The organism is Arthrobacter zhaoguopingii (assembly GCF_009828595.1).
Taxonomy (GTDB): Bacteria; Actinomycetota; Actinomycetes; order Actinomycetales; family Micrococcaceae; genus Arthrobacter_D; species Arthrobacter_D zhaoguopingii.
The window spans coordinates 109,853-134,820 of the sequence record NZ_WPNY01000004.1; the positions used below are offsets into that span (position 1 = coordinate 109,853).

General features: G+C 68.2%; 25 protein-coding genes and 1 tRNA gene. 9 read left to right on the forward strand and 17 right to left on the reverse strand.

Annotated features, from left to right (window positions below):
- The first annotated feature begins 18 nt into the window (after positions 1-18).
- Complete coding sequence (locus GVV86_RS07275; RefSeq protein ID WP_159802305.1) at positions 19-636, forward strand: N-acetyltransferase; 618 nt, start codon at positions 19-21, stop codon at positions 634-636.
- 178 nt (positions 637-814) lie between these two features.
- Complete coding sequence (locus GVV86_RS07280) at positions 815-1,144, forward strand: hypothetical protein (RefSeq protein ID WP_159802307.1); 330 nt, start codon at positions 815-817, stop codon at positions 1,142-1,144.
- Between the two features lie 24 nt (positions 1,145-1,168).
- Here the strand turns inward: GVV86_RS07280 and GVV86_RS07285 are convergent, their stop codons facing one another.
- From GVV86_RS07285 to pdhA, 4 genes are all read right to left on the reverse strand, one after another.
- Positions 1,169-1,930: a GAF and ANTAR domain-containing protein gene (locus tag GVV86_RS07285; RefSeq protein WP_246669904.1), complete on the reverse strand. Its 762-nt coding sequence runs from the start codon at positions 1,928-1,930 to the stop codon at positions 1,169-1,171.
- Between the two features lie 386 nt (positions 1,931-2,316).
- Positions 2,317-3,816, reverse strand: a complete 1,500-nt coding sequence (locus tag GVV86_RS07290) for a dihydrolipoamide acetyltransferase family protein (RefSeq protein WP_159615951.1) — start codon at positions 3,814-3,816, stop codon at positions 2,317-2,319.
- Positions 3,817-3,824: 8 nt separating this feature from the next.
- On the reverse strand, positions 3,825-4,832 hold the full coding sequence (locus GVV86_RS07295) for an alpha-ketoacid dehydrogenase subunit beta (protein WP_159615949.1): 1,008 nt from the start codon (positions 4,830-4,832) through the stop codon (positions 3,825-3,827).
- The gene (pdhA, locus tag GVV86_RS07300; RefSeq protein ID WP_246669905.1) at positions 4,832-5,971 is read right to left on the reverse strand and encodes a pyruvate dehydrogenase (acetyl-transferring) E1 component subunit alpha; all 1,140 of its coding nucleotides are present in this window, start codon (positions 5,969-5,971) and stop codon (positions 4,832-4,834) included. The genes GVV86_RS07295 and pdhA overlap by 1 nt, the downstream gene beginning before the upstream one ends.
- 188 nt (positions 5,972-6,159) lie before the next feature.
- On the opposite strand from pdhA, the gene GVV86_RS07305 reads away from it, so the two are divergent.
- Together GVV86_RS07305 and GVV86_RS07310 are read left to right on the forward strand one after the other, a co-directional pair.
- Complete coding sequence (locus GVV86_RS07305; protein ID WP_133403273.1) at positions 6,160-6,636, forward strand: Lrp/AsnC family transcriptional regulator; 477 nt, start codon at positions 6,160-6,162, stop codon at positions 6,634-6,636.
- 189 nt (positions 6,637-6,825) lie between these two features.
- Positions 6,826-7,098: a hypothetical protein gene (locus GVV86_RS07310; protein ID WP_159615947.1), complete on the forward strand. Its 273-nt coding sequence runs from the start codon at positions 6,826-6,828 to the stop codon at positions 7,096-7,098.
- A gap of 117 nt (positions 7,099-7,215) precedes the next feature.
- Here the strand turns inward: GVV86_RS07310 and GVV86_RS07315 are convergent, their stop codons facing one another.
- Together GVV86_RS07315 and GVV86_RS07320 are read right to left on the reverse strand one after the other, a co-directional pair.
- Positions 7,216-8,853: a solute symporter family protein gene (locus GVV86_RS07315; protein WP_159615945.1), complete on the reverse strand. Its 1,638-nt coding sequence runs from the start codon at positions 8,851-8,853 to the stop codon at positions 7,216-7,218.
- Positions 8,850-9,335, reverse strand: a complete 486-nt coding sequence (locus tag GVV86_RS07320) for a DUF485 domain-containing protein (RefSeq protein ID WP_159802309.1) — start codon at positions 9,333-9,335, stop codon at positions 8,850-8,852. Before GVV86_RS07320 ends, GVV86_RS07315 begins: the two co-directional genes overlap by 4 nt.
- A 340-nt stretch (positions 9,336-9,675) precedes the next feature.
- On the opposite strand from GVV86_RS07320, the gene GVV86_RS07325 reads away from it, so the two are divergent.
- Genes GVV86_RS07325 through GVV86_RS07340 form a run of 4 tightly spaced genes read left to right on the forward strand, consistent with a single transcriptional unit; the run spans position 9,676 to position 13,551 of the window.
- On the forward strand, positions 9,676-10,863 hold the full coding sequence (locus GVV86_RS07325; RefSeq protein WP_159802311.1) for a sensor histidine kinase: 1,188 nt from the start codon (positions 9,676-9,678) through the stop codon (positions 10,861-10,863).
- A gap of 16 nt (positions 10,864-10,879) precedes the next feature.
- Positions 10,880-11,599, forward strand: coding sequence for a LytR/AlgR family response regulator transcription factor (locus tag GVV86_RS07330; protein WP_159802313.1), 720 nt, complete (start codon positions 10,880-10,882; stop codon positions 11,597-11,599).
- Positions 11,600-11,609: 10 nt separating this feature from the next.
- Positions 11,610-12,023 carry a DUF485 domain-containing protein gene (locus GVV86_RS07335; RefSeq protein ID WP_159802315.1) on the forward strand — a complete coding sequence of 138 codons (414 nt, stop codon included), beginning with the start codon at positions 11,610-11,612 and terminating at the stop codon, positions 12,021-12,023.
- Positions 12,013-13,551 carry a sodium/solute symporter gene (locus tag GVV86_RS07340; RefSeq protein ID WP_159802317.1) on the forward strand — a complete coding sequence of 513 codons (1,539 nt, stop codon included), beginning with the start codon at positions 12,013-12,015 and terminating at the stop codon, positions 13,549-13,551. The genes GVV86_RS07335 and GVV86_RS07340 overlap by 11 nt, the downstream gene beginning before the upstream one ends.
- On the opposite strand, the gene GVV86_RS07345 is transcribed toward GVV86_RS07340, so the two are convergent.
- From GVV86_RS07345 to rpsB, 6 genes are all read right to left on the reverse strand, one after another.
- Positions 13,540-14,118, reverse strand: coding sequence for a DivIVA domain-containing protein (locus GVV86_RS07345; RefSeq protein ID WP_159802319.1), 579 nt, complete (start codon positions 14,116-14,118; stop codon positions 13,540-13,542). The two genes, GVV86_RS07340 and GVV86_RS07345, sit on opposite strands and share 12 nt — an antisense overlap.
- A gap of 52 nt (positions 14,119-14,170) precedes the next feature.
- Complete coding sequence (locus GVV86_RS07350) at positions 14,171-15,058, reverse strand: phosphatidate cytidylyltransferase (RefSeq protein WP_159616183.1); 888 nt, start codon at positions 15,056-15,058, stop codon at positions 14,171-14,173.
- A 311-nt stretch (positions 15,059-15,369) separates the two neighbouring features.
- Entirely contained in the window at positions 15,370-15,927 is a 558-nt protein-coding gene (frr, locus tag GVV86_RS07355; RefSeq protein ID WP_159615931.1) for a ribosome recycling factor, read from the reverse strand.
- Positions 15,928-16,027: 100 nt separating this feature from the next.
- Positions 16,028-16,768 carry a UMP kinase gene (gene pyrH, locus GVV86_RS07360; protein WP_159615929.1) on the reverse strand — a complete coding sequence of 247 codons (741 nt, stop codon included), beginning with the start codon at positions 16,766-16,768 and terminating at the stop codon, positions 16,028-16,030.
- Between the two features lie 135 nt (positions 16,769-16,903).
- Entirely contained in the window at positions 16,904-17,740 is an 837-nt protein-coding gene (tsf, locus tag GVV86_RS07365; protein WP_159615927.1) for a translation elongation factor Ts, read from the reverse strand.
- Positions 17,741-17,852: 112 nt separating this feature from the next.
- Positions 17,853-18,788 carry a 30S ribosomal protein S2 gene (gene rpsB, locus GVV86_RS07370; RefSeq protein ID WP_159615925.1) on the reverse strand — a complete coding sequence of 312 codons (936 nt, stop codon included), beginning with the start codon at positions 18,786-18,788 and terminating at the stop codon, positions 17,853-17,855.
- A 1,103-nt stretch (positions 18,789-19,891) separates the two neighbouring features.
- On the opposite strand from rpsB, the gene GVV86_RS07375 reads away from it, so the two are divergent.
- Positions 19,892-20,377 carry a M23 family metallopeptidase gene (locus tag GVV86_RS07375; RefSeq protein WP_246199570.1) on the forward strand — a complete coding sequence of 162 codons (486 nt, stop codon included), beginning with the start codon at positions 19,892-19,894 and terminating at the stop codon, positions 20,375-20,377.
- Between the two features lie 65 nt (positions 20,378-20,442).
- Here GVV86_RS07375 and GVV86_RS07380 read toward each other — a convergent pair whose 3' ends face one another.
- The 5 genes from GVV86_RS07380 to GVV86_RS07400 all read right to left on the reverse strand — a co-directional run bounded on the left by GVV86_RS07380 (position 20,443) and on the right by GVV86_RS07400 (position 24,951).
- Entirely contained in the window at positions 20,443-21,633 is a 1,191-nt protein-coding gene (locus tag GVV86_RS07380) for an acyl-CoA dehydrogenase family protein (protein WP_159802323.1), read from the reverse strand.
- Positions 21,634-21,861: 228 nt separating this feature from the next.
- Positions 21,862-21,935: transfer RNA gene (locus GVV86_RS07385), tRNA-Ile, on the reverse strand.
- A gap of 165 nt (positions 21,936-22,100) precedes the next feature.
- A complete protein-coding gene (locus tag GVV86_RS07390; RefSeq protein ID WP_159615919.1) occupies positions 22,101-23,300 on the reverse strand; it encodes a glycosyltransferase in 1,200 nt (399 codons plus the stop codon).
- A 49-nt stretch (positions 23,301-23,349) separates the two neighbouring features.
- Positions 23,350-24,225, reverse strand: coding sequence for a DMT family transporter (locus GVV86_RS07395; RefSeq protein WP_159615917.1), 876 nt, complete (start codon positions 24,223-24,225; stop codon positions 23,350-23,352).
- 72 nt (positions 24,226-24,297) lie between these two features.
- On the reverse strand, positions 24,298-24,951 hold the full coding sequence (locus tag GVV86_RS07400) for a CDP-alcohol phosphatidyltransferase family protein (RefSeq protein WP_159615915.1): 654 nt from the start codon (positions 24,949-24,951) through the stop codon (positions 24,298-24,300).
- Between the last annotated feature and the right edge of the window lie 17 nt (positions 24,952-24,968).

Genomic DNA, 24,968 nt, shown 5'->3' on the forward strand with positions numbered 1-24,968 from the left:
CTCGACCATGGAGTTCTCATGAACAACGCTCTGTATGTTCATTTCCCCACGCCCGACCTCGACGCCCCTGCCGCATTGTGGGGACACACCCCCCGGCCGGCGGCTGTGTCCGGCTCGTCGGCAGGCGAGGCCCAGTTCCCCACGGACCTTTCCACCCTGCCCACGCGGCAGCTTCGCACCATGTGCAACCTGACCTACCAACTGATGGACACCGCGTACCCGCCGCCTGAGGTGCGGGAGCATTACGAGGCCCTTGTCGAGGAGCTGGAACACAGGGAACAGACGGCGCAGGCGCCGGTACCGGTGGAATCAACGGGCCAGCGGGGGACATTCCGTGACAATGTGCTGTATTCGCGGTTCGAGCTGTACCGGGACGGCCTGATGGCAGGGTACGTCAAATACGAGCTGCGGGGCGGGGAGGTCCTGCTGATCCAGGCAGTCATCGACCGCCGATTCCGATCCATGGGTCTCGAACCCGTGCTGATGCAGTCGGTCCTGATGAACGCCCACCGCCGACGCCTCGATATCGCCCCATACTGTGCGGAGTCCCGTGAATTCCTGCGGGAGAACCCACAGTTCCTGCGCCTGCTCCTTCCCCATCAGCGCGACCGGTTCCTCGCCGCTGCCGGCGGCTGAGCGGGCCGCCGGCCGAGCATTCTTGAGGTAAACCATAGGTTTTCCACGGGGGCTCCTTGAGGTGCGGGGAACACAATGGGAGGGTACGGAAAGCAGGAGTCCCGAATGACGGGTCAGGGGGGCCTTATCCAGGGGCGCCGGCCGCTTTCGCCGCCGACTCACCCCAGGGACGGGACCCATGCAGCACCAACGCACCTTCGAGGCCCTCGAGTGTTCCGGCCTGTCGCTCGCCGAGGTCGTGCAGCACTACCTGAACATGGGCGGCTCAATGGACGAGCTTGAGGTCGATGCCTACCTGCATGGGCTGATCCAGCTCCCCTCGCAGGAGCGTGACTGCATCTCGCAGGCCGTCAATGAGCTCATCGATGACATGTTTTCCGGGGGAAGCTACCACTGCTGCCGTGCCCCCTACAGCCCTGAACACCGTTCGAATCTGGGCAGGCTGTCGCCTCCCGCGCCGCGTGCCCGGTTGAGGTCCCGGCTGCGTACCACCCGCGTCGACAGCTGACTACAGACAGCTGACCGCCGGCCGCTACCCTCCGGCTGCAGCCTGCGCGTGGCCGTTGCCGCGGCCGTTCACCCGAATATCGCCGGTGCTGGCCAGCTGTTCGGCGACCACCTGAAGCTTTGTGTTCGTCGTTGAACTCACCGCCGAGAGCAGAACGAAGGCCTGCGGTGCACTGATCTTGAAGCGTTCCATCAGGATTCCCTTGGCCTGGCCGATCACATCCCGGTTGACGAGGGCCTCATTGAGCTGGCTGATCTCCAGGGCACCGGCGAACGCGACGGCGGCATGGGCGGCGACCAGCTGCCCGATTTGCTCACTCTCGTCATCGAAAGCGTGGACCTCGGCGCCATAGAGATTGAGCGCCCCCAGGCTGTCGCCCTCAACGAACAACTGGAACGACAGCATGCTCCGGGCGCCCAGCTCCCAGGCGCGCCGGGCGAACCTGGGCCAGCGCGTTTCGCTGCCCAGGTCAGGAACCCTGACCATCTGCTCTTCATAGGCGGCATCAAGGCACGGACCCTGACCGGTTTCGCTTTGGACTGCGTCGACCCTGCGGGGCAGGTCGCCGGATGCGGCACGGGACTCCACCGTCCGACGCGCCCTCGCCAGACTGATCGACGCGTGCGCCACCTGGGGGATCAACCGGATCGCCGCCCGCACGATGTCTTCGAGGACCGCCTCGGTGTCCTGCTCCTTCTGCATCTCACGCGCAAGCAGGCCCAGCTGATCAGCGAGGTCCCCCATACCGCGCGGCTGGTCCCCCGCCTGGGAATTCGTCTCAATCACCGTCCGCCCCCGTCTCTGCTGCCGTTCTGGTCATCCGCCGTCGCCGACCGGTCCCCACGTCCAGGCCCGTTGCGCAGTCGATTGTAGGACGATCCGCGGCGCATCGGCTGCTGCAATGGTGGATATTAAGGTATTGGTGGACTGGAGCCACCCGGTGCCATCCCTGCCCGCTCCGGGCGGAGCACGCACCTCCACGCAGGCGGGGCCGGTGTTCAACCGATGCCCTTCTGCTGGTTCCCGACTCTACTCCCCGCCGTCAACTCAGCCGCCTCGAACGCCACGGTTTTGCTGGGTAGTTACCTTTCCGGCAGGAGCCCGCGCCCGCGGATCCCGCGCCGAACCCTGCAGGGGCCGCGCCGGGCCCCTGCGGTGTGCGGCGACGGCCGTCATACCATCGTGAGGACCATCCCCGGGTCGGCCAGGACGGTGCCGACGTCGGCGAGGAACCGCGAACCCTGCTCGCCGTCGACCAGTCGGTGGTCGAAGGAAAGGCTCAGGGTCATGACGGACCGCAGCGCGATCTGACCCTCGTATTCCCAGGGCATGCGGCGGACGGCTCCCATGGCAAGGATCGCCGCTTCCCCTGGGTTGAGGATCGGCGTTCCGGCATCGATGCCGAAGACACCGATGTTCGTGATGGAGATGGTGCCGCCCGAAAGGTCCGCCGGCCCCGTCTTACCGGCGCGTGCGCGCTCGGTGAGGCCCGTCAGCGCTCCCGCCAGTTCCAGCAGGCTGAGGTCGTGGGCGTCCTTGATATTGGGCACGAGCAGTCCACGCGGGGTTGCGGCGGCGATGCCGAGGTGCACGTAGTTGAACTGCACAATGTCCCCGGCGGCTTCGTCCCAGCGGGAGTTCAGCGTCGGGTTGCGCTGCAGGGCGATGCACACGGCCTTCGCGACGATTGTCAGCGGCGTGATCCGCACACCCGCGAACACCTTCGATTCCTTGACCCGGCCGATGAGTTCCATGGTGGGAGTGACGTCGACGGTCAGGAACTCGGTCACGTGCGGCGCGGTGAAGGCGCTGGCCACCATGGCCGCCGCCGTGTGCTTGCGCATCCCCTTGATCGGCGTGCGCGTCTCCCGGGCGGCCTCCCGCGCTCCGGCCGGTGAGGAGGTGGCCGGTGAGGGGATGACCGATGCCAGCGCGACGCTGCCCGCACCCGACGCGGAAGCTGGCTGCGCGGCTGCCAGGACGTCGTCCCGGGTGATCAGCCCGCCGGGTCCGGTGCCCGGAACTCCCTCGAGGCGGATGCCGAGATCGCGTGCGAGCTTCCGTACCGGAGGAGTCGAGCGCGGACGCTCCCTGCTGATCATTGGAAGGACCGGGGAGGCGGAATGCGGACCGGCGGATTCGAGGGCAGGCGCCACGGCAGCGGCCTCGGCGGCAGGGCGGGCAGGGACGGCAGGAACGGCCTCGATCATCGGCACGGACCCGGGAATTGCGGCCAACCCGGGAAGGGCGGATCCTCCGGCAGGATTCGCCCCACTCGACAGCTGGGCCTCGAAGCGCCGGGCGCGCCGTTCGGGCCGCCCGCCCTTCTCGACAGCGGCACCGTAGCCGACGAGGTTCGGCTCACGCTTGGCGGGGGCGCCTGTGTCCCCGGCGGGCGCGGCGCTGCCGGTGGAGGAGGGCGCTCCCGCGGGCCCGGCCACCTCGAAGGACACCAGCGGCGCGCCGACCTCGACGACGGTGCCAGGCTGTTCGTGAAGCTCGGCGATTACCCCTGCGTAGGGCGAGGGCAGCTCGACGACGGCCTTTGCGGTCTCCACATCGGCAATGATCTGGTTCAGCTCGACGGTGTCCCCCACCGCCACATGCCAGTTGACGATTTCAGATTCCGTGAGGCCTTCGCCCAGGTCCGGAAGCCGGAACTCCTTGATCACGCCTGCCACTACCTTTCGAGTCCGCTCAGAGAGTTGGGCCGGCCGAGCACGCGGTCGACGCCGTCGAGGATGCGGTCGAGGTCCGGCAGATGGTGGAATTCGAGCTTGGAGTACGGATAGGGGATGTCGAACCCCGTGACCCGGACCGGCGCGTGCTCAAGGTGGTAGAAGCACCGCTCGGTGATGCTCGCGGCGATCTCCGCCCCGAGGCCGCCGGACTGCGCGGCCTCGTGGGTGATGACGAGGCGCCCGGTCTTCCGGACGGAGGTTTCGACGGTCTCGAAGTCGATGGGTGCCAGCGAGCGCAGGTCGATGACTTCCACGGAGACGCCGTCGTCGCCGGCGGCCACTGCGGCGTCGCGCGCGGTGGGAACCAGTGGCCCGTAAGTCACCAGGGTGACGTCGGAGCCCTCGGTGACGACGCGTGCCTTTTCCATGCTCGAGGCCGCCGGGTCGGAGCCCTCGTCCACCTCGCCCTTGACGTGGTAGCGGCGCTTGGGCTCGAAGTACAGCACGGGGTCATCGGAGCTGATGGCCTGCTGGATCATCGTGTAGGCGTCCTGCGGGTTCGACGGGCTGATCACGCGCAGGCCGGAGGTGTGGGTGAAGTAGGCCTCGGGCGATTCCGAGTGGTGCTCCGGGGAACCGATGCCGCCGCCGAAGGGAACCCGGATGGTGATCGGCATCTTCACCGCGCCCTGGGTGCGGTAGTGGATCTTCGCTACCTGGCACACGATCTGGTCGAACGCAGGGTAGATGAAGCCGTCGAACTGGATCTCGACGACGGGCCGGTAGCCGCGGTAGGCCATGCCGACGGCGGTGCCCATGATGCCGGCCTCCGCGAGCGGAGTGTCAAGGACCCGGTGGGCGCCGAAGTCCTTCTGCAGTCCGTCGGTGATGCGGAAGACGCCGCCCAGCTTGCCGATGTCCTCGCCCATGAGGATCACCTTGGGATCGTTGTCCATGGCCCGGCGCAGGCCCGCGTTGATCGCCCGGCCGAAGGTAAGAGTGGACATCAGGAGTTCCCGTCGGAGGATGCGCTGTCGGCAAAGGATGAAAGGTACCGCTCGTAGTGGTCCTGCTGGCGGTCAAGCCAGGAGTTCGGGGTGCTGTAGACATGCTTGAACACGTCCGACGGTGCCGGTTCGGACATGCCCAGGCAGCCGGCGCGCAGCTCGGCGGCGACCGCATCGGCCTTGGCCTTCACGGTGGCGGTGAAGGCCTCATCGAACAGGCCTTGAGAGTCGAGGTGCGCCTCGAGGCGCTTCAGCGGGTCCTTCGCGGCCCAGTCCTCCAGTTCGTTGGCGTCGCGGTACCGGGTGGGGTCGTCCGCCGTGGTGTGCGGGCCCATCCGGTAGGTCACCGCCTCGATGAAGGTCGGGCCGCCGCCGGAGCGTGCCCGGGCGAGCGCCTGGCGGGTGACGGCGAGGCAGGCGAGCACGTCGTTGCCGTCGACCCGCACGGAGGGGATGCCGAAGCCGGGGGCGCGGTTCGCGATCGGCACGTGGGCCTGGAGACCGACGGGCTCGGAGATGGCCCAGTGGTTGTTCTGGCAGAAGAAGATGACCGGGGCCTGGAAGCTTGCGGCGAAGACCATCGCCTCGTTGACGTCGCCCTGGCTCGTGGCGCCGTCGCCGAAGTAACTGACCGCCACGGCGTCGTCGCCGTCGTTGAGGATGCCCATCGCGTAACCGGTGGCGTGGAGGGTCTGGGCTCCGATGATGACCTGAGGGGTGGCCATATTGATGGCGTAGGGGTCCCAGCCCGAGGAGGCGTTGCCGCGCCAGACGCGCAGGATGTCGGTGAGGTCCACGCCCCTGCAGTAGGCCACGGCGTTCTCGCGGTAGCTCGAAAAGACGAAGTCATCGCTGCGCAGCGCGCGGCCCGAGCCGATCTGCGCCGCCTCCTGGCCCAGCAGCGGCGGCCACAGGGCCAGTTCGCCCTGGCGCTGGAGCGCCGTGGCCTCGGAGTCGATCCTGCGGACGACGACCATATCCTCGTAGAGGCCCTGCAGCGCGGCGCCGTCGATATCGGCGACCAGCGCGTCGTAGGCCGGTTCCGCAACGCGGACGCCGTCGGCGGTGATCAGCTGGATGAGTCCGGAGCCCGGCTCCCCCGGGCCGCCGGGAACGGATTCGATATTTTTCAGAGCCACAATTGCACTTCGCCTTCACTGTCAGGCCGGTCCGTCCGCGGCGCCTCAGCACCTCCAGGACACCCCGGGCGCCATTACCCGAAGTACCTGTGACCCTACTCACACACCACAGGTGGCACAACCGAAATGTTATTCGTTGAGCATTATGCTCTATTTCCGGCGGTCCAGACGTGTTATCGTTGCGCACTATGCAACCCCTCGATGGCACCGATCTCCGCCTGCTCCTCGCGATGGCCAAGGACCCCCGGCGGACCGTCGTCGCCCTTGCCGAAAAACTGGGGCTCTCACGCAATACGGTGCAGGCCCGCATGACCCGGCTCGAGCAGAAGTCGGTCTTCCTCTCCTTCGAACGGCGCATCAATCCCGCCGCCCTGGGTTATCCCCTGATGGCCTTCATCCATGTCCACGTCCAGCAGCAGAAGCTCGCCGAAATCACCGCCCGGATCAGCGAGATCCCGGAGGTGATCGAGGCCTACGGCCTCAGCGGGCAGGCCGACATCCTCGTGCGCGTCGTCTCGGCGGACGCCGAGGACCTGTTCCGGGTGAACGGGAAGATCCTCGCCTGCGACGGCGTCGAACGCTGCGACACGTCCCTGGCGATGGGTGAACTCGTTCCCTTCCGGGTCGAGCCCCTGCTGCACCGTGGGCCGCGCCCGCCGTCCTGACCGATGCCCCGGCAGGCGGCGGTGGCACCCGGATGCCTCGGCGGAGCCCTACTGCGGCGGGCACCGGCGGGCACGCTTCTCTTTTCCCTTTTGGTTCATCCCGGCCGGGGCTAGGGTCGAAACACCGCCGGGTGTCCCGGCGGAACGGCGCACTGCACAGGTGCAACCACGCCTGCGAAGGAGTAGATCATGGCCCCCGAATCAGAAGATCCGTCGAGCCCGGTCCGTGACGGACTCAGCCAGGGGGCCAACCCCGTGCCCCGCGAACGGACCGAACAGACGGCCCCTGCCGACGACGCGGATGGCTCTGCCAACCTCGACTTCGACTTCAGCGGCGCTGATGAGGCGGGCCAGCCCGAGGAGGCTCCCGGGCTCAACGTCGCTGCTGGCCCGGCCGAGGAGGCCGACCGCGAGTCCGGCGATGAGGAGGACCTCACCACCGATATCAGCCCCAGCGACTAGCTCGGACACGGCACGGGCCGGTACGGCCCTTGCCGCCCGGACGCCGAAGGGCCGCAGCACCACCATTGGTGCTGCGGCCCTTCGTCGATGCTGGTCGGGGAGATGGTTGCCCGCGCCCTAGTGGTCGACCGCCTTCTCGGCGCCCACACCGGTGAGCGAGCGGACCTCCATCTCCGCCTGGACGAGGGGATCCTCGGTCCTCTTGGACAGCGTGGTCCCGAGCCAGCCGAGGAAGAAGGCCAGCGGAATCGACACGATGCCGGGGTTGTTGAGCGGGAAGATCGAGAAGTCGGCTCCCTTGATCATCGACGTCTCGCCACCCGATACCACCGGGGACAGCGCGATCAGCAGGATCGCCGAGCCGAGGCCGCCGTACATGCTCCACATGGCGCCCTGGGTGTTGAACTTCCGCCAGAACAGCGAGTAGAGGATGGTCGGCAGGTTCGCACTCGCGGCGACCGCGAAGGCGAGGGCCACCAGGAAGGCGACGTTCTGACCGGAGGCCCCGATCCCGCCGAGGATGGAGAGCAGGCCGATGACGACGACGGTGCGCCGTGCGACCTTGACCTCGCCGTCCGGGTCGACATTGCCGCGGCGGATGACGTTCGCGTAGATGTCGTGGGCGAACGACGCCGCCGCCGTGATGGTCAGGCCTGCGACCACGGCGAGGATCGTGGCGAAGGCGACGGCCGAGATCAGGCCCAGCAGCAGCGGTCCGCCGAGCTCGAAGGCGAGCAGCGGGGCCGCCGAGTTGACACCGCCTGGCGCCGCGACGATACGGTCGGCACCGATCAGGGCGCTGGCGCCGTAGCCCAGCACGAGGGTGAACAGGTAGAACGCGCCGATGAGCCAGATGGCCCACACCACCGAGCGGCGGGCCTCCTTGGCCGTCGGCACCGTGTAGAAGCGCATCAGGACGTGCGGCAGGGCCGCCGTGCCGAACACGAGGGCGAGCGCCAGGGAGATGAAGTCGAGGCGGGTGGTGCCGGTCAGGCCGTACTGCAGGCCCGGGCTGGTGATCGCCGCGTTGCCCGAGGTTTCGATGGCCGCGCCGAGCAGGGTGGAGAAGTTGAAGTCGTGGATCGCGAGGACCCACACGGTCATGATGAACGCACCCGTGATCAGGAGGAAGGCCTTGATGATCTGCACCCAGGTGGTGCCCTTCATGCCGCCGATCAGGACGTAGATGATCATGAGGATGCCGACGACGGCGATCACCAGGGACTGGCCGACGCGGTCGTCGATGCCCAGCAGCAAGGAGACGAGGCCGCCGGCACCGGCCATCTGGGCCAGCAGGTAGAAGAAGCACACGGCGAGGGTGGTGATGGCCGCCGCGATGCGGACCGGTCGCTGCTGGAGGCGGAAGGAGAGGACGTCGGCCATGGTGAACTTGCCGGTGTTGCGCAGCAGTTCCGCAACGAGCAGCAGGGCCACGAGCCAGGCGACGAGGAAGCCGATGGAGTAGAGGAACCCGTCATAGCCGTTGATGGCGATGGCGCCGACGATACCCAGGAAGGAAGCTGCGGAGAGGTAGTCCCCCGCGATCGCCGTCCCGTTCTGCGGGCCCGTGAAGGAGCGGCCTGCGGCGTAGTAGTCGGCAGCGGTCTTGTTGTTGCGGCTGGCCCGCAGCACGATCACCAGGGTGATTGCGACGAACAGGCCGAAGATCGTGATGTTCAGCCACGGCTCGCCGACGCGGGTCGACTCGGTGGTCTGCAGGGGCAGGAACGGACCTGCAGAGAGGGGACTGATCATTTCTTCCCGCCTGTCGGATCGCTGAATGCTTCGGGGGCGGCACTCTCAAGCTCGTGCCGAAGGTTGGCCGCGATGGGATCGAGCCGCCGGTTGGCGTAGCTGACGTACCACATGGTGATGGCGAACGTGCTGACGAACTGCGCCAGCCCGAGGAGGATGCCGATATTGACGTTGCCGAAGACCGGGGTGGCCATAAATTCGTGGGCGTAGTCGGCCAGCAGCACGTAGGCGAAGTACCACAGCAGGAACGCCACGGCCATGGGGAAGACGAAGCTGCGGTGCCGCTTGCGCAGTTCACGGAACTGCTCGCCCTCCTGGACCTCCGTGAAGTCGACGGCCGGCTGGTTGGCCGTACCTGCGGTGTGGGCACCGGCTGCCGGGGCCCCCTGGTGTGCCGGGGCGCCGTCGGTCCGGCCGGTCTCCGGAGTTCCGCCGTCGGGGCCCGGCGATCCCCCGTCCGGTTCGATTGGGTGCGAACCCATTGTTCCTCCTCTGCTTGGACTTTTCCCTGCTGTGCCGGCGGCATTGCCGGGCAGGGTCGACCTGCGATGTGACTTCACTCACTCTCACTCCTGCCGGCGCGCTTTTCCAGCACTGCGCAATGCCCCCGCGCCCAATGGGCGGCGCGCTGCGCCGAACGGTCAAAGGCTCGATGTCAGTGCCGGGATATCGGGCCGGGATGCCAGGCCGGGATGCCAGAGGAGACGTGTCAGAGCGGCGTTGCCAATTGTGGAATCGGCGCCGGCCTTCAGCTGCCGGCCCGTCGGCCGCCAACCCGCCGGGCCCGCCGCCCGTCGTCGACCGAGCCGTTACTGTAGAGCCATGGTCAGCCCCGCCGTCGACACCGCCCTGGTGTTCGCCGTCGCCGCCATCACCCTCGCGGTCGTCGGTTCGGTCGGGTTCCGGTTGTCCCGCTCCTTCCGGGACCTCGGATCCGACGCCGACCGCGCCACCTACACCACCCTCCACACCGCAGCGCTCGCCTCCGAACACCTGCGGGAGGGACTGACCCCGGCGGGGGCCTCCAAGGCGAGCCGCCACCTCCGGGGCCTGCTGCGGTGCGACACCCTCATGATCACCGATGAGGCGGCCGTGCTCGGCTGGGACGGCGCACGCACTCTTCCGGCCGGGGTGATGGACGCGATCGGCGGGTCGCTGGCGAATGGACGCACGCAGATCGTGCGCCGGCCCCAGCTGGAGCAGGCGGGCATCACCGGCCTGGGCGAGCTCGTCGTCGCACCGATCCGGGTGGACCAGCGGGTGGTCGGGACCGTCGGCGCTTTTGCCGCAGAGGCCAATGCCGGCCTGGTGCGCGCAACGAACGAACTGGCGGGCTGGGTTTCGACGCAGGTGGAACTGGCGGAACTCGACTCCTCGCGCCGGCTGCTGATCGAGGCCGAGGTCCGGGCGCTGCGCGCCCAGATCAGCCCGCACTTCATCTACAACTCGCTCAACGCCATCGCCTCGTTCATCAACACCGACCCGCAGCGGGCCCGGGACCTCGTCGTCGAGTTCGCCGACTTCACCCGCTACTCCTTTCGGCGCCACGGCGACTTCACCACTGTGGCCGAGGAACTCCGGAGCATCGACCGGTACCTGCTCCTTGAGCGCGCCCGCTTCGGCGACCGGCTGAAGGTCCGGCTTGAGATCGGCCCGGAGGTGCTGGGCACGGTCATCCCGTTTCTGAGCCTTCAGCCGCTCGTCGAGAACGCGGTGCGGCACGGCCTTGAGTCGAAGGAAGGCACCGGGCACATCACCATCACCGCCCGCGACGCCGGGACCTTCGCGGAGGTCACCGTCGAGGACGACGGTGTGGGCATCGAGCCCGATCACCTCCGCTCCGTCCTCGCCGGCCACGCCGACGGGGTCCACGTGGGCCTGCGCAACGTCGATTCGCGGCTGCGCCAGGTGTACGGCGACGACCACGGCCTGATCATCGACACCGCCCCCGGCGCCGGCACCCTGATTACGCTGCGGGTCCCGAAGTTCCAGCCCGGGAACCGCGCCTGAGCGTACGCTAGGGATCATGGTCAACGTGGTCATCGCCGACGATGAGCTTCCGGCAGTGGAGGAGCTCGCCTTCCTGCTCTCCCAGGACAGCAGGGTCCGGACCATCCACCGCGCCTCGAGCGGCGCCGAGGTGCTGGCCACCCTCGAGCAGTCCGACGTCGACGCACTGTTCCTCGATATCCACATGCCCGCCGTGTCCGGACTCGATATCGCACGCTCGATCGCTGCCCTCGACCGTCCGCCCGCCGTCGTCTTTGTCACCGCCGACGAGGACCGGGCGCTTGAGGCGTTCGACCTCCGGGCCGTCGACTACCTGCTGAAGCCGGTGCGGCGGGAGCGGCTGTCCGAATCGGTCCGGCGCATCTGCGAACTCGCCGAGGGAAGCGCTGCGGCACCGGAGGTCATCACGGTCGATCAGGGCGGGATCAGCCGGAGGATCCGCCGCGATGAGGTCCGCTACGTCCAGGCGCAGGGCGACTACGCCCGGCTTCACACTCCCGGGGCGAGCTACCTAATCCGCATTCCGCTGAACGACCTCGAACGGCAGTGGGCCGATGCCGGATTCCTGCGCATCCACAGGTCATACCTCGTGGCCATGGACCAGGTGCGCCTGGTGCGCCTGGGCGCGGGGCGCCCCAGCGTGACCGTCGGCGACACCGAACTGCCGGTGAGCCGCAGGCACCTGCCCGGGGTCCGCGAGCAGCTCGAGGCGACCCGCCTGCGGCCCGGCCACTAGACCGCCCGCCGTGACCACCCCCGGGCCGCACCGGCCGCCCCCTGCCCCCGACTCCGGGCCCCCCGCCCGGGTGCGGGTCACCGCCCCGCGCACCAGCGCCCGGCCCAGTTCCGGGACCTACCCGGTGACCCGCGAGGTGGCCGAACACTCGGCGGTCGGTGAGGTCTTCGTCGCCTCCCTCATCCGGTCCCAGCTGCGCCTGGCGCTCGTGGTGGCCGGCGGATTCCTCATCATCCTGATCGGCATCCCGGTCCTGCTCGGGCTGTTTCCCTCGATCCGGGAGGTCACCGTGCTCACCGTGCCCGTGCCCTGGCTGCTGCTCGGGCTCGGGGTCTACCCGCTGTCCATCGCCTGCGCGGCCCTGTACGTCCGCAGCGCCTCACGCAACGAAAAGCGGTTCCAGGACCTGATCGATGAGGGCTGACGAAGTGGGCGACGCCTTCGGGCTCAACCCCGCCGTCGGGTACGCCGCCCTGCTGCTCGTGGCGGTGACAACGCTCCTGATCGGAATCTACGGGCTGCGCATCTCGCGGACCACCGGCGACTTCTACGTGGCGTCCCGGACGGTGCGGCCCTGGTGGAACGCCTCGGCCATCGGCGGGGAGTACCTCTCGGCTGCCAGTTTCCTCGGCGTCGCCGGGCTGATCCTCATCTCCGGGACCGACGCCCTGTGGTTCCCCATCGGCTACACCGCCGGGTACCTCATGCTGCTGCTGTTCGTCGCCGCACCGCTGCGCCGTTCGGGGGCCTACACCATCCCCGACTTCGCGCAGGCACGGCTGGAATCCCTTCCGGCCCGCCGCGTCACCAGCCTGCTCGTGATCATCGTGGGCTGGCTGTACATCGTGCCGCAGCTCCACGGGGCCGCGCTGACCGTGAGCATCACGACGGGGCTGCCGGCCTGGGTGGGCCCGCTCGCCGTCGTCGTCGTGGTGTGCGCGGGCGTGATGGGCGGCGGGATGCGCTCGATCACCTTCGTCCAGGCCTTCCAGTACTGGCTCAAGCTCACGGCGCTGGCCGTGCCCGCCGTGTTCATCCTGCTGCGCCTGGGCGTGGAGGGCCTGCCCGTGACCGACGGCGGCGCCGCGTTCACGGCGGACCTGAACACCACCGCCGGTGCCTCCCTGTACAGCACGAGCTCCCTGGTGATCGCGCTGCTCTTCGGCACCCTGGGGCTGCCCCACGTGCTGGTGCGCTTCTACACCAATCCCGACGGCGCCTCGGCACGGCGCACCACCCTCATCGTGCTGGCCCTGCTGTCGGTGTTCTACCTCTTCCCCACCCTCTTCGGCATTCTCGGGCGCATCTACACCCCCGACCTCGCGGTGCCGGGGGCGGCCGATGCCACGGTTCTGATGCTGCCCGGAAGGATCTTTGACGGCGCCGCCGGGGACGCGCTGACGGCGTTGGTCACTGCCGGGGCGTTCGCCGCATTCCTCTCCACCTCGAGCGGCCTCGTGGTCTCGCTGGCCGGCGTCGTCAGCCAGGAGTTCTTCTCCGGCAGCGTTCGGGGGTTCCGCCGGGCCGCCGTCCTCTCAACCCTGGTGCCGCTGGTCCTGGCGCTGCTGACAGATTCCCTGGCGCTTGCCGGCAGCGTGGGCTCGGTCTTCGCCTTCACCGCGTCAACGTTGTGCCCCCTGCTGCTGCTGGGCATCTGGTGGCGCGGGCTGACCGACGCCGGCGCGGTGGCCGGCATGCTCGCCGGCGCGGTCCTGTGCGGGGGCTCGATCCTCGCGGCCGCGCTCCTCGGCCCGGAGGCGGCGTCCCTCGACTGGCTCCGGCAGCCCGCGCTCTGGACGGTGCCGGCCGCGTTCCTCGTGATGATCGTCGTGTCCCGGGCGACCCGGGGCAGGCGGCCGGCGGGCACCTCCCGCGTGCTGGCGAGGCTTCACACACCGGAGGCTCCCGGGCCCCGGCTCGCCGGCCCGAGGACCGAGCCGTCAGTCGATTGACGCCATGAGTTCGACGACCCGGTCAAGGAAAGCGTCGACTTGGTTCTCCTCGTAGCCGGCGGGCCCCACTGTCTCCCGGAAGACGGCCCGGCGCACCACGTCGACGCTCAGCGGCAGATCGTTCTCGAAGTACCGCAGCAGCTGGTCGCACAGGGCGTCGACGTCCCCGGTGTTGTAGCTCAGCGCCTTTTTCCTGGTCGGCCTGCGGAAGCGCTCGCCGGGGGCCCGGTGGAGCCGGCCGCGCAGGACGGCGGAGGCGCGGCCGATCTGCATCAGCCAGGCGTCTTCACCCTTGGCCTCGATCAGCTGGTCGCGTTCCCGCTGGGCGAAGGCGTCCTCGAGCCGGTCGAGTGCGGCGTCGACGTCCTGCGGCTCGTAGCCGCCCTTCGCCGGTTCGAACACGATGGCGCGGACCTGGGCGCTGGTGATCGGCCCGTCGCCGGATTCACCGCTGTTGTAGAAGTTGCGGGCCTGGACCAGGAAACGGTCCACCTGCCGGGTGTTGTAGCCATAGCTGCGCCGGCCGACGCGCGCAAAAGGTGAGCTGCCCTGGCGAGCATCGTCCATGGTGCCTGTGTCTTTCTGCTGAGACCAAAAAGGCTGGCGGAATCCCCGTCCGCTAGATCAGCCCTGGTACCAATGTAGCGGACAGCAGGAACGCCATCGGCGAGGCGAAGACCACCGAGTCGAGCCGGTCCATGACTCCCCCGTGGCCGGGCAGCATGGTGCCCATGTCCTTGACGCCGAGTTCACGCTTGATCATCGACTCGGCCAGATCGCCGGCGGTGGCCGCCGCAACGATGGCCACGGCAAGGACCAGACCCACCCAGAGCGGCTGGTCAAGCAGGAAGACCGCGCACAGCGCGCCGATCACCATGGCGCCGCCGACCGAGCCGCCGAAGCCCTCCCAGGACTTCTTCGGACTGATCTTCGGCGCCATGGGATGCTTCCCGAAGAGCACGCCGACCAGGTAACCGAACGTGTCGTTGGCGACGACCAGCAGCAGGAGCGTCGCGATGAGCAGGTACCCGCCGGGAAGCTGGAGCAGCAGCATCGCAAAACTGAGCATGAAGGGCACCCACAGGAGGGTGAAGGCGCCGGCCATCACGGCCCGCGGCGCCCCCGGTGCGGGGTCGAGCGACCGCCACAGCAGCAGGGCCAGGAATGAGAAGACCGAGGCGAAGGCAAGGCTCTCCGCGCCACCGAAGTAGGCGGCGAAGGGCAGCGCCACGCTTGCGGCCACCGCCGGAACCAGGGGCATGCCGATGCGGCGCACCGCAAGGGCGCGCGAGACCTCGAGGACGCCGAGGACGCCCAGCACCGTCACCAGTGCGACGAAGGCGAGCGGGAAGAAGAGGAGGCCGCCAAGGACCAGGATCATCAGGCCCACCCCGACCCCGATAGCCGCCGGCAGGTTCCGGCCGGCCCGCGAGGGCGCTCCGGGCTCGCGCGGCGGCCGGCGTGACCGGCGGAAAAGGCGTGGACTGCGCTTGCGCGCCTCACGCAGTTCGCGCCGGGTCACTGGTCCGGCCGGCGCTGCGGCCGCGGGCGACCCGGACGTGCCGGGATGCACGGTGGCCGGAAGGGGCCCGGGGGTTTCCGGAACGGCCGGCGTGGGATCCGCGGGGACGGAGGCGGTACCTCCGGCCGGGCCGGTGCGGGGACCGGCGGCCGTGCCGGCCGCCGGCGCGGCGCCGGTCACCCGCGGGACTGCGGTTGAGGCAGCGGACGGACTGGGCGCGCTTCCACCGGGTGCGTCCCGGGCGGCGCCGTCACCCGAGGGGACGTTGCCGCCCACTGAGGGCTTAGGAACATGCATCAGACTTCGAGGAGCTCGGCTTCCTTACGCTTGAGCATGTCGTCGATGGTGTCAGTGTGGGACTTCGTCAGGGAGTCGAGTTCCTTTTCGCCGCGTGAACCCTCGTCCTCGCCGGCGTCGCCGTCCTTGACGGCCTTGTCCAGGCCGTCCTTGGCCTTGCGGCGGATGTTCCGCATGGAGATCTTCGCGTCCTCGGCCTTGGTGCGCACGAGCTTGACGTATTCCTTGCGGCGCTCCTGGGTGAGCTCGGGGAGCACCACCCGGATGACGTTGCCGTCGTTGGAGGGGTTGGCGCCCAGATCGGAGTCCCGGAGGGCGCGCTCGATGTCATTGAGGGCGGCCCGGTCGAACGGGGTGATCAGCAGGGTGCGCGCTTCGGGGTTCTGGAAGGAGGCGAGCTGCTGCAGCGGCGTCGGGGCGCCGTAGTAGCTGACCATGACCTTGGAGAACATCGCAGGGTTGGCCCGCCCGGTCCGCACTGTCGCGAAGTCGACCTTCGCCGCTTCGACGGCCTTGTCCATCTTCTCGGTGGCCTCTAGCAAGATCTCTTCGATCACGATGTCTCCTTAGCTCTGCGTTCAGTTGCCCGGCAACCGGTCCAGTGTTCAATCCTAGTTCACCGACCGGACCCCGGGGCCCGGATTCGGAGCCCGCGGGCTAGTTGGTGACCCGCGTGCCGAGCTTCTCGCCGCGGATGGCGCGGGTGACGTTGCCCTCGCCCTCCATACCGAACACCACCATCTCCAGGTCGTTGTCCTTGCACATGGTCATCGCGGTCTGGTCCATCACCCGGATATCGCGGCGGAGGGCCTCCTCGTAGGAGAGGGTGATGAGCTTCTCCGCGGAGGGATCCTTGTGCGGATCGGCCGTGTAGACGCCGTCGACCCCGCTCTTGGCCATCAGCACCTCATCGGCGTGCACCTCGAGCGCACGCTGGGCCGCCACGGTGTCGGTGGAGAAGTACGGCAGTCCCGCGCCGGCACCGAAGATGACCACGCGGCCCTTTTCCAGGTGGCGGATGGCGCGCCGGGGAATGTACGCCTCGGCGACCTGCCCCATGGTGATTGCGCTTTGGACCCGGGTCTCGACGCCCGCCTGCTCCAGGAAGTCCTGGAGTGCGAGGCAGTTCATCACCGTACCGAGCATGCCCATGTAGTCGGCGCGCGAGCGGTCCATCCCGCTCTGGGAGAGTTCGGCGCCGCGGAAGAAGTTTCCACCGCCAACGACGATCGCCACCTCCACCTCGCCCACGGTGGCCGCAATCTGCCTGGCCACGGCCCTCACCGTTTCCGGGTCGACGCCAAGCTTGCCGCCCCCGAACACCTCGCCGGAAAGCTTGAGGAGCACCCGCCGTCGTCCGTTCTTGCCACCCGTGATTGCCGGTTCAAGGTTGTCCATGATGCCTCCCAGGGCGTAAAGCGGTGCGTTCTGCACAATCGATAAAAGAATACGGTGCGCCGCGTGGGCGCGAAAAAGGGTGGCCACCAGCGGCGGCCACCCTTTCCATTGTTACAACCGATCCGGCGTGTGGACCTACGCGCCGACGCGGAAGCGGGCGAAGGCAGTGGCCTTCACTCCGGCGTCGCTGAGGACCTGGGCGATCGACTTCTTGGTGTCCTTCGAGAAGGGCTGGTCGACCAGGACCGAATCCTTGAAGAAGCCGGTCATGCGGCCTTCGACGATCTTGGTGAGCGCCGCCTCGGGCTTGCCCTCTGCGCGGGCGGTCTCCTCGGCGATACGGCGCTCCGACTCCACCAGGTCCGCGGGAACCTCGTCGCGGGTCAGGTAGGTCGGGGTGTACGCGGCGATGTGGAGCGCGACGTCGTGGGCGGCCTCGACGGCAGCGGCACCTTCACCCTCGACGGCGAACAGCACGCCGACCTGGGCGGGGAGGTCCTTCGAGGTGCGGTGGAGGTAAGCGTCGACGACGGCACCTTCAACGCGGGCCACGCGGCGGATGTCGACCTTCTCGCCCAGCAGGGCGCCGGCCTCGATAACGTGCTCCGACATGGGGCGGCCGTCGACCTCGAAGGCGAGCAGCGCGTCGACGTCGGTGGCGCCCGAAGCAATGGCGGCGTCGAGGACCTTGTTGGAGAAGTCGATGAAGGGCCCGGCCTTCGCGACGAAGTCGGTCTCGCAGTTGACCTCGACCATGACGCCGACGCTGCCGTCGACGCGTGCGGCGACGAGGCCTTCGGCGGTCGAGCGGCCTTCACGCTTGGTGGCGCCCTTGAGGCCCTTGATGCGGATGACCTCGAGGGCCTTGTCCGGATCGCCGTTGGCCTCGTCGAGGGCCTTCTTGACGTCCATCATGCCTGCGCCGGTGCGCTCACGGAGGGCCTTGATATCAGCGACGGTGTAATTCGCCATGGAAAACTCCTAAATTCTGGTTGATCTGCGAAGAAGAGGATCCCTGCCGGCGCTCAGCCGGTGGAACATGCGTAAGGGGCGCGGAATCACCCACACCCCTTACGCAAGAGAACTACTTGGTGTCGGCTGCGGCGTCCTCGGCGGGAGCTTCCTCAGCGGCAGGAGCTTCGGCGGCGGGGGCCTCGGCAGCAGGAGCTGCTTCGGCGGCGGGGGCCTCGGCAGCAGGAGCTGCTTCAGCGGCGGGAGCTGCTTCAGCGGCGGGAGCCTCGGCGTTGGCCTCGGCGGCGCCCAGCAGTTCGCGCTCCCACTCGGCGAGGGGCTCTTCGGCTGCGGCGGCGTCGGTGCCGTTGGCGCGGTTGTTGCGGGCGATGAGGCCCTCGGCAACGGCGTCGGCGACAACACGGGTCAGCAGGTTCACGGCGCGGATGGCGTCGTCGTTGCCCGGGATCGGGAAGTCGACCTCGTCCGGGTCGCAGTTGGTGTCGAGGATTGCGACGACGGGGATGTTGAGCTTCTTGGCCTCGTCAATGGCGAGGTGCTCCTTCTTGGTGTCGACAACCCAGATGACCGAAGGGGCCTTCGTCAGGTTGCGGATACCGCCGAGGTTGCTCTGAAGCTTGGTGAGCTCACGCTTCAGGAGAAGGAGTTCCTTCTTGGTGTGGCCCGAGCCGGCAACGTCGTCGAAGTCGATCTCTTCTAGTTCCTTCATGCGCTCGATGCGCTTGGAAACCGTCTGGAAGTTGGTGAGCATGCCGCCGAGCCAACGCTGGTTGACGTAGGGCTGGCCGACGCGGGTGGCCTGGTCGGCAATCGCTTCCTGGGCCTGCTTCTTGGTGCCGACGAACAGGACGGTTCCGCCGTGGGCGACAGTGGCCTTGACGAACTCGTAGGCGCGGTCGATGTAGGACAGCGACTGCTGCAGGTCGATGATGTAGATGCCGTTGCGCTCGGTGAAAATGAAGCGCTTCATCTTCGGGTTCCAGCGACGGGTCTGGTGGCCGAAGTGGACGCCGCTGTCGAGCAGCTGGCGCATGGTTACTACTGGCATGGGATGCCTTTCGTTTCAGCAGGGCGTGCGCGCGACATGGCGCTTCCGCTGCTTTGTTGACGGTTATTAGCGTTCCGCCCGGGATGGGCGGTCCTCCTGGCGCCTGGTCGTTGGAAAACCCACTCCCCCAACCGGATCGCTCCGGACCGCTGGGATAGTGCCCCGCACGTCGTCGAGACGAAGGCGGGTCGCAGGCACGCGTAGTCAGCCGGCACATCTCCTGCGCGGTTTGGTGGTGTTCCAGAACGCGGGGAAAACGGCAGACTGCTCCGTCAAGTGTACTACAGCGGTGTTATGCCTCCGGACGGCCCGGGTGCCTCCCGCACCGGGCCGGACCCTGAAGCCACGAGCGGACCCGAAAACGACGAGCGGACCCGAAATATCTGCCCCTTTTGTCGCTTTCGGGTGCGCCGGCCGCTTTCAGGTGCGCCGGGTCGCACCCGAGCCGCGACGGCATCCCTGGGCGGTCCTGGAATCCGGTTTCCACATACGAGCCGCGGACAACCACGCACGCGTTGAGGGAGCGCATCGTCGAGGGCATGAGGCTGACCCCCGCATCCCTGGTTCGCCCACCGAGGAATCACCTTCACCCGGCGGCCGCCGGGCGCGAGATGGATCCCGGTCCCCCAACCCCGCCGATCCGGGCCGCTCCAGGCGGGTCCGCACAGCTGTCCCGGAAGGACCTCTGGCCGGACTCCTGCGGGATTGCAACGTGGTGGCTGCACCGGCGGTTGATGATCGCCCTGATCGCCGTGGTGCTGTCGGCTTCGGCAGGACCGGCAGGACCGGGGATGACGACGGCGGGGCCGGAAGGATCGGCTGAACCGACGGCACTGTCTCGGCCAGAAGGCTCGGCCGGGCTGGTGCAATGGGCCAGCCCGGTCGAATCGACCGAACCGATGGCACGGTCCGGGTCGGGAGGCTCTGCCGGGCTGATACAGATGTCGGGTCCGGGAGGGTCGGGAGGCCCTGCCGGGCTGATACAGATGTCGGGTCCGGGAGGGTCGGGAGGCCCTGCCGGGCTGATACAGATGTCGGGTCCGGGAGGGTCGGCGGAACCGATAGCGCTGTCCGGGCCGGGAGGTTTTGCCGGGCTGATACAGATGTCGGGTCCGGGAGGTTCTTCCCGCACGGAGTCCCTGCAGGGCGCACCGGCGGGCGACTACGTGCCGCCGTGGTCCTGGCCGCTTCCGCCCGTCCCTGCCGTCACCCGCCACTTCATCCCGCCGCCCGAGCCGTGGCAGTCGGGCCACCGCGGGGTGGATCTTGCGGTCGGACCGGGGAACGACGTGCTCAGCCCGGCCGATGGAGTTGTGACCTTCGTTGGCATGGTCGCCGGCCGGCCGGTGCTCAGCATCGGCCATGAAGGAGGCCTCGTGAGCAGCTTCGAGCCGGTGAAGAGCACGCTCACCAAGGGAGCCCAAGTGGAGCGGGGCCAAAAGGTGGGCACTCCCGCGGGGCCGCCGCACTGTCCCTTCGCCTGCATTCATTGGGGCGTTCGCCGTGACGGAAAGTACGTCAATCCGCTCAACTACGTCACCGATCGCCGCCCGTCGGTCCTGCTTCCCCTCCCGGGGGGGCTGAGATGACGCCCCGAACGCAGGAGACCCCCGGAATCCTTATGATCCCGGGGGTCTGCGCGGCCAGCTGGCTGCTACACGAACGCGGCGATGCCGGTGATTGAGCGCCCCGCCACCAGTGTGTTAATTTCCTGAGTTCCTTCGTAGGAGTAGATCGCCTCGGCGTCCGAGAAGATCTTCGCCATTTCGTAGTCGGTGACGATGCCGTTGCCGCCGAGGATGTTCCGCCCTGCCGCGACGCTCTCGCGCATGCGCGCCGTCGTGAACGCCTTGGCCAGCGCGGAGTGCTCGTCCTTGGCCTGGCCGAGGTCCTCGAGCTGGGAGAGCCGGACCATCATGCCCATCGAGCTCATCGCGTTGCCCAGGATCTGCACCAGCTGCTGCTGCACCAGCTGGAAGGACGCGAGCGGGCGGCCGAACTGCTGGCGTTCCACCGCGTACCGGCGTGCCACATCGAACGCCGCCATCTGCTGACCCACCGCCTGCCAGCCGACCGACAGCCTCGTCACCTTGAGCACCTTGTTCGTGTCGCGGAAGCTGTTGGCCCCCTTGAGGTGGAAGTCATCCGAAACCACAACGTTGTCCAGGACGATATCGGCGTTCTCCACCGACCGCAGTGCGATCTTGTTCTCGATCCTCGTGGCCGAGTAGCCGGGGAGGGTTGTGTCGACCATAAAGCCCTTGACCTGGTTGTCCTCGACGTCGCGGGCGTAGATGACGACCCAGTCGGAGAAGGTCGCGTTGCCGATCCAGCGCTTGGCACCATTGAGGATCCAGTTGCCGCCGTCGCGGCGGGCCGTGGTCCGGGTCCCCCCGGCGACGTCGGAGCCGCCCAGGGGTTCGGTCAGCCCAAACGCCCCAATCTTGCGGAAGGCGTAGATGTCCGGCAGCCACTCCTCCTGCTGCTCCTTGGAGGCCAGTGCTTCGATGGAGCCGGTGAACAGCCCGTCGTGGACGCCCATGAACGTCGCGATGGAGGTGTCGGCGCGGGTGAATTCCGAGTGCACGATGCCTGCGAAAAGGTTCGAGTAGCCCTGGCGACGGATGGGGCTGACGACGTCGAGCTCGGCAAGCTTGGGGATGATGCTCTTGGGGAACACGCCCTCGTTCCACCAGCCGATGGCGTTCGGGCGGACTTCGGCGTCAAGCCACGTCCGTATTTCGGCCAGCCGCGAGCGCTCCTTGTCGCTCAGCAGGGCTTCGAATGCGAGGAAATCGCCGTCGGCATAGGGCAGGTTGTTTAGGTCGATCTGGAGCTTGCTCATGAGGGTTCCTTCGTCCCGATCCTCAACGATCAGGAATGTCGGCCGGCCGGTGCTGGTGGCGCGCGGGGCGCCGTTCACCAAGGTTACCCGTCGGTAACATAGTGCGCCAGTAGGAGCCGGAGGGCGTGCCGCGGGGATGGCAACGGAACGTCGGACACAGGGAACGTCGGACAGGGGACGGCGAACAAAAAGATCCCCGGAACCTTCTGGTTCCGGGGATCTTCCGTGTAGGGCTGCTGGGGCTTGAACCCAGGACAAACGGATTATGAGTCCGCTGCTCTAACCAGCTGAGCTACAGCCCCGCGTGCCGGGCGACGACGGACGCGCCGGCGGCACGGTTTATTGTATCCGCTCGGCCGGAGCCGATTGCCGCCCCGAAATGGAACGGGAAAGCCGGTCCTGCCGAGGCCACGGGCCGGGCTCGCACCGGGGCGCGGGGAGGAGCCGGCGAGGGACACAAACCGGAACTACGCGAGTTCGACCTCCACGCTGAGCCCGTAGTAGAGCCGTTCGAAGGTTTCGAGGGTGGCGTCGATGCTGTGCTTCTCGACGAGGGAACGGCTTGCCTTGCCCATCCGCTCCCGGTCGGCGTCCGGCAGGGTGACGAGTTCGGTGATGCGGCGGCCCAGCTCGTGGCTGTCGTAGGGCGTGAAGAGATAGCCGTTCTCGCCGTCGGCCACGAGGTGCGGCAGTGCCATTGCATTGGCCAGCAGCACCGGGGTCGACGCCGACATCGCCTCGAGCGTCACCAGCGACTGCAGTTCCGCGGTGCCGGGCTGGCAGAAGATGTCGGCGCGGAGGTAGGCGAGGCGGAGTTCCTCGTCACTGACCAGCCCGAGGAACTTCACGCGGTTCCCGATTCCGAGGCGTTCGGCCTGGGCCTGCAGCGCCCGCTTGACCTCACCACCGCCGATCACCTCGAGGTGGACGTCCAGCTCGGCGGGGGTTTTCGCCACGGCGTCGATCAGCACGTCGACGTGCTTCTCTTCGGCCAGGCGCCCGACGAAGAGTACCGTCGGGTGCTTTCGCGGGGGCAGCTGCTCGCCGGGGCGCGGCTCGTACGCCGCCGCGTCGATGCCGTTCGAGATCGGCAGTACCCGGCGCAGGAACGCGTGATCGTGCATCGCCTTGGCCGCCAGCGGGGTGGGCGTGGTGACGGCGTCGGCCTTGCCCATCACCCGGCCCATGTCGCGCCAGGAGTTCTTGGCGACGATGCGCTTGAACCACTCGGGGAAGGGCAGGAACGGGTTGAGGTTCTCCGGCATGAAGTGGTTCGTGGCGATCACCCGGATGCCGCGCTTCACCGCTTCGTAGAGGGTGTACTCCCCCACCATGTAGTGGCACTGGACGTGCACGACGTCGGGCTGGACGCGGTCGAACAGCATGCTGATATCGCGCTTGATCTCCCACGGCAGGCAGATGCGCCAGTAATCGTGGGTGGGCACGCTGTGCGAACGGAGCCGGTGGACCGTCCATGCCCCGGCCGGCTCCTCGGTGTAGCTCCGGCCGTTGGCCGGGTTAGGCGCCAGGACGTGCACGTTGTGGCCGCGGGCGGCCATCCCCTTGGCCAGGCGGTACCCGAACTGGGCGGCGCCGTTGATATTGGGCGGGTAGGTATCTGCGGCAATCAGGACGGTCAGTGGCTTGGTACCAGCCGGATAACTCACTTTGGATCCCCTACGTAGGTGTATCGGTAGCGGCAGAGCGCCGTCGTCGTCAGCGCCGCCGCCTCACGACATCAGGATGATGGCGCGATAACGCAACCACTCCAACGATAGCAATCAATGCGGCCCCGGCCATTCCAATCGCGGTGACGGTGGGAACCTCTGGCTTGAGTTCCCCCAGAATCGTAATGCCGACGGCGATTCCCACGATCGGGTCGATCACCGTCAGCCCGGCGATCACGAGGTCCGGCGGGCCTGTGGCGTAGGCGCTCTGCACGAACCACGACCCGAGCAGGGCGGCGGCAACCAGCGCGACGACGCTATACCAGGGGACGTTCAGAAGGAACCGCCCGTTGGGGTCGAGCAGGTGCGTCGCGACGATCTTCGTCAGCACCGCCACAAACCCGAAGAGCACTCCGGCGCCCAGGATGTAGGCGAAGGCGTTAAGCCGCCGGCGCGCCACCAGGCCAAGGGAGCCAAAGACGACGACGGCGAGGGTGAGCAGCAGCACCGCCGACAGTTCCTGGTTCACGCCCACGCGGTGCTCCTCCCGGGTGACGTTCACCGCGAGCAGGACGAACAGGGCGCTGCCGGTGACGCAGGCGGTGATCGCGGCCACGGTGGGCCGGTTGAGCCGGATCCCCTGGTCCTTGGAGTTGATGATGGTGGTGATCACCAGGGCGACGGCGCCAATGGGTTGGACGACGGTGAGGGTCGCCATGGCCAGGGCGACGACGTTCATCCCCATTCCGGCCACCAGCAGGGCGAGGCCGAACACCCAGCGGGGGTTGCGCATCAGGCGCAGGAGGGCGGCGGAGCCAAGCGCCAGGCCTCCGGTGTTCGCACGCACGGCGCTGCCCTGGCGCTGGGCGCCGAGGGCGAGGCAGGCAGCCCCCAGCAGGGCGAGGAGAATCGCGACAAGCGTCATGGGCGCACCGGTTGCCGCCGCTGCCCGCACCCTCCGCCTGGCCCCCGCCGGTGGGGGGTCGCCCGCGGCGGATCAGCCCTCACGTGCCGTCTCTGCCGCCGGCTGGGTCAGTTGCCGGCCGGCCGCGCGCTCGGCGCGGTGGAGGCGGTGGGCCGCGGTGAAGTACCCGTAGAAGGCGATCAGGTGGCCCACGCAGCCCGCGATCAGGAGCCCATGGGCGACCGCCAGGAGCGCTGGGTCGTCATACCCGGGCACCCGGTGAAGGAGCAGCAGCGGCGAGCCGAGCAGCAGCAGGGCCGTGCGGATCTTCCCCACGACGCTGACCCGCAGCCGCAGCCGGCTGCCGAAGAGGATCAGGGCGTTGGTGATGAGGATGGCGTCGGGGATGACGATGGACCACACCAGCCAGGCTGGTGCCACTCCGTCGACGACGAAGGTGATGGCAACGATGATGAGGGCCGTGCGGTCGGCGACCGGGTCGAGCCACTGGCCCACCGAGGACACCTGGTTGAAGCGCCGGGCGAGGTAGCCGTCAACCCAGTCGGTTGACCCGACGAGCACCAGGGTGACCACAGCCGGACCATACTGGTCGGTGATGATGAACCAGACGAACAACGGAACCCCGAGGAACCGGACCAGCGTAACGGCGTTGGGCAGGGTCCACGCGGTCGCCAGCACGGGCCCTTCTCCGCCGGGACGCGTGCCGGCGCCGATAAGTCGAATCACTAAGTGCCTCCACTGCC